Below are 8,105 nucleotides of genomic sequence, written 5' to 3' on the forward strand. Positions count from 1 at the left end.
GCGGTAACGGTGTTTCCGTACATATTCGGGGCAGGTTCACCCGATTGTGTGACCCAGGCGTCCAGGAGGCCCGATGCCTCCAGGGCTGCCTCCAAGCCCGCCCGGGACCTGTCGTCGACGGTCGGGTGGAAGTCGACCAAGCGGTAGAACGGGGCGCCGGTGGTGGTGTCCCGGGTCGGCGCGGTGAAGCGGCCACGGTCCGGGGTTTGGGCGGTTCCCGAGCGCAGGCCCGAGAGTTCGGCGTCGCGGCCGTTGATCGACGTGATCAGGTCGGCCCGACGTTGCGCGGCCGCGTGCGCGTCGGCCCGCGCGGCCGTGACCAGGGGACTCACCCACTCGCGGGCGGTGGTGGTCAGGGTGCGGGCGGTGGCCGGGTCGACGGTGGTGGGCAGGGGGAGCGGCGCGTCGGGGTGGGCCGTGGCCAGGGGGCCGGAGTTCTGCCACGACTCGACGTCGGCCAGCCAACCCTGGGCGACCTCCGCCAGTTCCTGCGCCTCCTGGTTGCGCAACGCCGCCGCCTCGGTCGCCGCGTGCTGAGCGTCCCGCGCCGTCTGGCGGAGCGCCTCCACCTTCCGCTGCGCCGAATCCAGCTCGGCCGCCCGCGCCGCCAACGCCAGGGCCAACGCCCCGCGCTGCCGCGCCGCCGAAGCGATCTCCGACGTCCGCGCCGCCACCGCTTCCAACGTCCCGACCTCGACCTCGACCGCCGGCGGCACGCGGCGCTCGATCGGCAGCGGCTCGGCTTCCGGGTCCGGCTTGGCCCGCACCGACTCCGTGCGGACCACAGCGTCCGAAGTGGACACGGTCGGCACCTCGGGAACCGCAGCGGGGGACAGGCCGGTCATGCGCAGGTGGTGGCGCAACGGCTCGACCAGCTCCTGCGCCGAACCCAGGTCCTCCGCCAACCGCCGCAGCAGCCGCAGCACGCCGTCGACCGCGCCGTCCTCCTGCAACCGCTGCTTGTTCGCCATGTCCAACGCCGCCACCGCCGACGAACGCTTCTCCGCCACCAGCTTCTCGCGCGTCTGCAAGTCCTGGAGGTCGCGGAACGCCGGCAGCTCCTTCAACGCGCCGATGGTGTCCTCGGCCTGCTGCTCACCGGCCTCCAACGACGCCAACGAGTGCTCCGCCGCCGCACGCGCCGCCAGCGTCTCCTCCAACGACGCCGACAGCCGCGCCGCCGCACGCTCCAGCTTGCGCACCCCGTCCTCGGCGCCGCCCAACCGCTCCGCCGCCGCCCGCAACCCGCCGAACGCGTAGTCGGAGTACGTCTTCAGGAACGTGCCCAGCGCCGCGTCCGCCGACGACAGCCGCGTGATGTTCTCCCGGATCGACTCCAGGTCGTCGAACGACGTCGCCAGCTGCTCCACCATCGCCTGGTCCAACGGCGGCAGCGCGTCGGACAGGATCTGCTCCAGCTGCCCTTCCAGCACCTTCAACCCGACGTCCGGGTTGCGCAACGTCCGCTGCAGGTGCAGCAGGTCGCCGTACCGGGGCGCGGGCACGCCGTACACGGTCTCGGCGACGCGCGCCCGGAACGCCGCCTCCTCCAGCACGCAGTCCGCGCCGATCAGCTCACGCAGCTGCACGGGCCCCAACGGCGTGCGGTCCGCGCCGACCAACGTCAACCCGTGACCCACGCGCGCAGAGGTGATGAACCGCCACGAGTCGGTGATCGCCTGCGAGGTCTTGGACGCCTTCACGCCCAACCCGCACGTCATGTACTCGTCCGAGCCCGAGCCCGAGCCCGAGTCAGAGCCAGAGTCCGAGCTACGCGTCAGCTCCACCCACGCGTACCCGATCCGGTTCGGCCCGCCGTCGTAGTCGTCCAGCATGAGCCGCCGCAGCGACACCGTGTCGAAGCCCTTGGAGCCGACCTGCCGCAGGTCGCCGTCCAGGCACAGCGGCAGCAGCAGCTCCAGCGTGCGCGACTTGCCGGACCCGTTGGTGCCCTGGAAGATCGCGCGCCCACCGGAGAAGTCGAACGTCTGCTCGGTGTACTGCCAGATGTTGACGATGCCGCCCCTGTGCAGCCGCCACCTGTTCACGCGGTCTCCTCATCGAACAACGACCAGCTGGGCACGTCCGGCACGACCACCGGCTCCACTTCACGTTCGGGATCGCCGTCCGGCGACGGCAGCCACCGGTGCGCGGCGGCGTTGAGCAGCCACCCGTCCTCCGAGACGACCGCCAACCCCATGCGGCGCAACAGCTCCAGCACCTCGTCGACCAACCGGTCCAGGTCTTCGGTGAACTGCTTGGACCATGCGGTCGGGTAGTCCTCCACCAGCCGTGAGCACACCTCGGACAACCGTGCCCGGTCCACGGCGTGCCGTCCACCGGCGAGAGGATCGGACTCCAGCAGCTCCGGCAGCGCCAGCAACGCGATCCGCGCCACCGTGGACGTGCCGGGGAAGTACAGGTCGGTCAGGTAGTCCTCGGGATCGGCCGCCAGCACGCCCTCGACCCGGCACTCGGTGTGCAGGCCGAAGCACGTCTCCAGCAGCGCGGTCTCCTTGCGCTGGTTGCGCCGCAGCCACTCCGCCTGCTCCGGCGGCAGGTCCGCGTACAGCACGACGGGGTTCTCCACGAGCTTGCGCCGCACCGCGTGCTCGACACCGCGCGGACCGGGCCGTGCCGCCAGCTCGACCAGCCGTTCGGGCGACGACGCCTCGGCCACCGGCCCGGTCAGCAGCTGCCCGAGCAGGTCGGTGTCGATGGTGATCAACGCCTCGGCCTGCACGTCCACCGTGCCTTCGGTCTCGTGCAGCACGCCGAGCGACACCAGGTGCCGCAACGCCGCCGTCAACGCCCGCCGGTCCGCCACGTCGTCCACGACGGTGAGCCCGGCCTCCACCGCCGCCGCGCGGACGTCCGCCACCAGCCGCGACAGCAGCGCCTGCCGCCCGACCCCGGTCAGCACGGCCATGGTCAGCGCCACGTACGCGTACCCGCGCGGCGACATGCCGAGCACGCCGCGCGAGTCGTCGGGGCCCGGCCCGGACTTGTAGAGCCGCGCGAACCGCCGTTCGACCACGAGCCGGTAGCCCAGCTGCCGGGCGAACAGGTCCTGCAACGCCGCCCGGTGCCGGTAGACCAGCGTCAACAGCTCGCCGTCCGGCCCGTCGGCGCGCAGCAACGGCCGCCGCAGCAGGGTGCGGGCGCAGCGCACCACGTTCGCCGCGTCGATCTCGGAGAGGTCGTCGAACATCAGTCGAGCACCAACGTCGAGTCGTGCAGCGTCAAGGTGCCCGCCGCCGAACGGATCCGCGTCGAACGACCGGCCTCGTGCGACACGGTCACGCGCAGCCCGCGCACCGGATCGGTCGCCGAGCCCGAGTCGGCCGCCGTGTCGCGCTGCGCCATCGCCAACGTGAGCAGCTCGCACAGCACTTCGAGCGCCTCACCGGACAACGTCGTCGACGCCAGCCGGGGCGCCGCCGCCGCCAGCTCGGCCACCGACGCGGCCCGCCGTTCGTCGGCTTCCCGCGCCTCGGCCAGCAGCGACTGCTCGGTCATCGGGTCGTCCAGGATCCGCGACGTGCGCCCGCGCGCGCCGCGGTCGCCCCGGCTGCGCACGCTCACCTGCACGTCGACCACCGGCCCGTCACGCCACGGTGTGCGCTCGTTGTCGCGGTCGTGCTCGGGCGCCGGCGACACGTGCCGCGCCGAGTACAGCCCGAACGCCGCCGCGTACAGCTCGTGGGCCTCCGCGCGCGTCCCCGAGTCGAACCACGCGGCCAGCTTCAGCAGCTCGGCCCGCCTGCTCGGCAGCAGCCCGCCGCCGGACGTGGCCCGCTTCACGCTCGCCAGCAGCGACCCGATCGCGCGCGCCGTGGCCTCGCGCAGCGCCGTCACCTGGCTCGGCCGGCCGGGGCGGTCCACGAACCAGTCGGTCAGCTCCTGCCAGTCCTCCGCCGACCGCCCGCGCGCCCGTTCCACCTGGTCACCCAGGTCGGCACGGCCCAGCAGGCGCAGCAGCTCGGACCGCGCGGACGTGACCCTGGCCAGGGCGTCCGCGATGGCCGGCGTGTGCCGCAGCACGTCCTCCACGACCATCTGGATGTACTCGACGAGCAGGTTGCGGAACCCGGAGATCTCCTCCGGCGCCAGGTGGTGCCGCGTCACGACCTGGCCCAGGTAGGCGTAGAAGTCGCGCACGGTCGCGGCCAGCTCGGCGTGCTGCAGGAACAGCGTGGTGACCTGTTCGGCCAGCACCTCCCGCGAGCGGGGCGCGCCACTGATCAACGCGTCCGACAGCGACTGCCCCAACCGGTCGAGGCCGCGTTCCACGGCGGGCAGCAGCTCCCGCGACACCTCACGGGCGCCCTCGGGCACGCGCAGCAGCTCGTCCACGTCCCGCTGCACCCGGACCGCGAGCTTGCTGACCTGGTAGCGGACGCTGCCGTGCTGGAACTCGGCGATGCTGGACGCCACCACCTCGCGCCTGCCCTGCACCAGGTTGCCCCACTCGACGAGCTGCCGGAGCCGGTTGATCACGTTCTCGATGCGCGACTCGCCCGGCTCGACCCGGCCTTCGCGCTCGGCGCCCGCCAACGCGCCCGCGACCTCGCCCGCCGACAGGTCGGCCAGCAGCGTCGACGTGAACAGCCGCATGATCGCCAGGTAGGTGCGCTGGTGATCGCGGGCGTCCAGGTACGCGTAGAGCTTGAGGCGGCCGGCTGGTTCCACGGTGCGCCACCCTAATGCGGCGGTCCGACACGTGCGGGCTACCGTGCCCGTGTGAGTCTGGGGCGCGCGGTGGGGTTGGTGCTGGGCGTGGCCGCTGACGCGGTGTTCGGCGACCCCAAGAGGTATCACCCGGTAGCGGGATTCGGACGTGCCGCGGCGGCGCTGGAGCGCAAGCTCTACCGCGACCACCAAGCGGGCGGCGTGGCGCACACGGTCGTGCTCGTCGGCGGCACGGTCCTCGCCGGTGTCGCGGTGGAGCGGCTGGGCAAGCGCAGCCCGGTCTTCCAGGCGCTGACCACGGCCGCGGCGACGTGGGTCGTGCTCGGCGGGTCGTCGCTGGCCGACGAGGGCACGGCGATGGGCCGCGAGCTGGACGGCGGCGATCTCGAAGCGGCGCGCAATCGTTTGCCCAACCTGTGCGGGCGCGAGCCGCGCAAGCTCGACACGATGGGCCTCGCGAAGGCGACCGTCGAGTCCGTGGCGGAGAACACGTCCGACGCGGTGGTGGCCCCGCTGTTCTGGGGCGCGGTCGCGGGCGTGCCCGGGCTGCTCGGCTACCGCGCGGCGAACACGCTCGACGCCATGGTCGGCCACCGCGACGAGCGCTACCGCCGGTTCGGCTGGGCCGCGGCACGGCTGGACGACGTGGCGAACCTGCTGCCGTCGCGGCTGGCCGCGCTGCTCACCGCGGCGGGCGCGCCCGTCGTCGGCGGGTCGGCGGGCGAGGCGTGGCGGACGTGGCGGCGGGACGCGGCGGCGCACCCGAGCCCGAACGCCGGTCAGGTCGAGGCGGCGTTCGCGGGTGCGTTGGAGGTCCGGCTGGGCGGGCGCACGGTGTACGCGCACGGCGCGGAGGACCGGCCGGTGCTCGGGCACGGCCGCAACCCCGACGCCGGTCACGTGACGCGGGCGGTGGAGCTGTCGCGGGTGGTCGGCGCGTCGGCGGCGGCCGTGAGCGCGGTCATCGCGCTGGCGCGGCCTCGTCTTCGGCGAGCTGTTCGGCGACGGACTTCCGCCTGACCTTCTTGCCGGTGTCCGCCTGGAGCGCGCCGCCGGGGCGGACCTCGCGGACGGTGAAGTACAGCCAGCCGCCGAGCGCCATCGCGCCGAACGCGATCCACTGCAACGCGTAGGAGAAGAACGGGCCCGCGTCGAGCTTCGGCAGCGGCAGGGCCTGTTCGACGCCGGGCTGGCCCTCGGTGAGCTGGAAGTAGCCGGGCCTCAGGTCGAGCCCGGCGGCCCGGCCGACGACGGCGGAGTTCACCGAGTACACCTGCCGGTGCCGGTCCTCCTGGAACGCGTCCCGGGTGTCCGACTCGTCCCGGCGGGCCAGCGCGACGAGCGTCACGTCACCGGTCGGCACGGGCCCGAGGTCGGGCACCTTGATGCCGTTGACCGGCCGCACGTAACCGCGGTCGACCAGCACGGTCGGGCCGTCGGTCAGCTCGAACGGCGTCAGCACCTCGAACGCCGCCTCGCCCTGCACGGTCCGCAGGCGTGCCACCGCCTGCCCGTCGGGCAGGTAGCGGCCGGTCAGCGTCACACGGCGCCACTCGACGTCGGCGTTCGACCGGTCGAGCAGCGTGGTGACGGGCACCGGGTCGGTGCGCAGGGACGACGTGACGGCGTTGTTCTGCGCGTCGCGCTCGGTGTCGCGGTTGAACTGCCAGGGCGCCAGCAGCGTGAAGCAGGCGCCCGCGAACACCCAGACGACCAGCGTCAACGCCAGCCACCCGGGCTGCAACAGGAACTTCAACCGCACGTGACCACGGTAAGCCCTACGCCGTTGTGACCTGCACCCGGTCGAAGCGGACGGTGAAGCCGGGGCCCGTCGGCGCCGCCGCCATCACGCCCACCAGCGTCTCCACCACGGGCGGGAAGTACGCCAGCCGCAGCAGGGTCGTCGGCTCGGCGTCACCGACGCCGTAGCGGACCGTCACCGCGTCACCCTCGCGCACCGCCGCGATCGTCACCCGGTCGACGCGTCCGGCCGGCACCACCGACCAGTCGGAGAAGTCCCTGGTCACGACGGTGCTGACCTGGAACTCGTCGTCCACCAGCTCGACGCCCGCCTTGATCCAGTTCCGGTCGTCCAGCCACAGCGCGATGCCGGCCTGGTCGTACTGGGCGGCGTAGTCCGCGGTGAACGAGGCGGCGATGGTGAAGTCGCCGGTCAGCGGCGCGCCGAGGACGTGGCCGCTGTCACGGTCGTAGCCGTAGTGGGTGGTGCGCCAGAAGTCGGTGTCCGGGTCGCTGGTGACGGTCAGCCCGTCCTGGTCGCTCCACGCGCGCGGCTCGTTGAGCCACCGCCAGTCGTCGCGGTCGAACGCCTTGATCCCCATGCGGTCATCCTGACAGCGATCGCGCCGCCGACAAGGCCTGTCGGGCGTAGCCGCGACCGAACAGCACGGCGTGCACGAGCAGCGGGAACAGCTGGTGCAGCGGTACCCGGTCGCGCCACCCGTCGGCCAGCGGCGCGGCCTCGTCGTAGGCGGCGAGCACGCGGTCCAGGTGGGGGCAGCCGAACAGGGCCAGCATGGCCAGGTCGCTCTCCCGGTGACCGCCGTGGGCCGCGGGGTCGATCAGCCACGCGCGGCCGTCGACGGCCCAGTGCACGTTGCCGTTCCACAGGTCGCCGTGCAGGCGGGCGGGCGGCTCGTCGGGCGCCTCCACCCGCACGTTCTCGATGGTTTGGGCCTCGGTGGTGGTCAGCGCGCCTGCGTGCACGGCGAGGCGGGTGTAGTGGGCGATGCGGTGCTCGGCGAACCATTCGGGCCAGTTGTTCGATGGCACGTTCCGCATTGGTGCCAGGCCGATCCAGGCGTCGGTGGGTCCGTTGGGTGGTGGGGCGCCGAAGGCGGGTGCGCCGGTCGCGTGGAGCGCGGCGAGGCGTCGGCCGAAGTCCTCGGCGGTTGCGGGGGTCGGGCGGCCTGGTGGCACGTGATCCATTGCCAGCCATTGGCCGGCGTGTTTTCGCAGGTGGGGTACTGGTGGGCCGGCGGGTTCGGTCAGCCAGTCGAGGGCGGTGGCTTCCGCTAGGGCCGCGTTCGGGTCGTCGTGTCGTTTGAGGATGATTCGGTCGCCGTTGGCGAGGTCGATCTTCCATACGGTGGGGGCGAGCTGTTTGGTGCCGGTCGTCGGGACTCCGGTCAGGGCTGCTGCTGCTTCTGTTGCTTCCGTTGTGCAGCGGTTGTCCATGGGCGGCTCCCTGCTGTTTGGTGGGGTGAGCGGGTTTAAAGATCAAAAGCTGTCCTCGCCGGACGGGCAGATCAGCAGGATGACCCCGACTGCCCTGGTTCTGTGGCGGGTCCGTTGTTGGTGCGGGTTTCGTGTCATCCCACCGACCTCCCTCCGGGCTACCACACGTATCAAGGGGGCAGCCATCAGTCGGAGCCGCGGGTAGAGGTGAACGG

The 8,105-nt window shown here is 72.6% G+C and carries 6 protein-coding genes and 1 pseudogene; 1 reads left to right on the forward strand and 6 read right to left on the reverse strand.

What is annotated here, in order from left to right; all coding sequences use genetic code 11:
• The 3 genes and pseudogenes from ADK67_RS06260 to ADK67_RS06270 all read right to left on the reverse strand — a co-directional run.
• A pseudogene (locus tag ADK67_RS06260) lies at nt 1-2,048 on the reverse strand (TIGR02680 family protein); the annotation flags it as partial.
• Entirely contained in the window at nt 2,045-3,211 is a 1,167-nt protein-coding gene (locus tag ADK67_RS06265; RefSeq protein WP_053715436.1) for a TIGR02678 family protein, read from the reverse strand. The gene ADK67_RS06265 and the pseudogene ADK67_RS06260, both read right to left, overlap by 4 nt.
• Nucleotides 3,211-4,692: a DUF2397 domain-containing protein gene (locus ADK67_RS06270; RefSeq protein WP_053715437.1), complete on the reverse strand. Its 1,482-nt coding sequence runs from the start codon at nt 4,690-4,692 to the stop codon at nt 3,211-3,213. The genes ADK67_RS06265 and ADK67_RS06270 overlap by 1 nt, the downstream gene beginning before the upstream one ends.
• Before the next feature lie 51 nt (nt 4,693-4,743).
• On the opposite strand from ADK67_RS06270, the gene ADK67_RS06275 reads away from it, so the two are divergent.
• Nucleotides 4,744-5,712: a cobalamin biosynthesis protein gene (locus tag ADK67_RS06275; protein ID WP_053715438.1), complete on the forward strand. Its 969-nt coding sequence runs from the start codon at nt 4,744-4,746 to the stop codon at nt 5,710-5,712.
• On the opposite strand, the gene ADK67_RS06280 is transcribed toward ADK67_RS06275, so the two are convergent.
• Genes ADK67_RS06280 through ADK67_RS06290 form a run of 3 tightly spaced genes read right to left on the reverse strand, consistent with a single transcriptional unit; the run spans nt 5,654 to nt 7,890 of the window.
• Nucleotides 5,654-6,454 carry an SURF1 family cytochrome oxidase biogenesis protein gene (locus tag ADK67_RS06280; protein WP_053715439.1) on the reverse strand — a complete coding sequence of 267 codons (801 nt, stop codon included), beginning with the start codon at nt 6,452-6,454 and terminating at the stop codon, nt 5,654-5,656. The two genes, ADK67_RS06275 and ADK67_RS06280, sit on opposite strands and share 59 nt — an antisense overlap.
• A 16-nt stretch (nt 6,455-6,470) precedes the next feature.
• Complete coding sequence (locus tag ADK67_RS06285) at nt 6,471-7,034, reverse strand: DUF1349 domain-containing protein (RefSeq protein ID WP_053715440.1); 564 nt, start codon at nt 7,032-7,034, stop codon at nt 6,471-6,473.
• 4 nt (nt 7,035-7,038) lie between these two features.
• Nucleotides 7,039-7,890 carry a fructosamine kinase family protein gene (locus tag ADK67_RS06290; RefSeq protein ID WP_053715441.1) on the reverse strand — a complete coding sequence of 284 codons (852 nt, stop codon included), beginning with the start codon at nt 7,888-7,890 and terminating at the stop codon, nt 7,039-7,041.
• Nucleotides 7,891-8,105 lie beyond the last annotated feature (215 nt).

It is taken from the genome of Saccharothrix sp. NRRL B-16348 (assembly GCF_001280085.1).
Classification (GTDB): Bacteria; Actinomycetota; Actinomycetes; order Mycobacteriales; family Pseudonocardiaceae; genus Actinosynnema.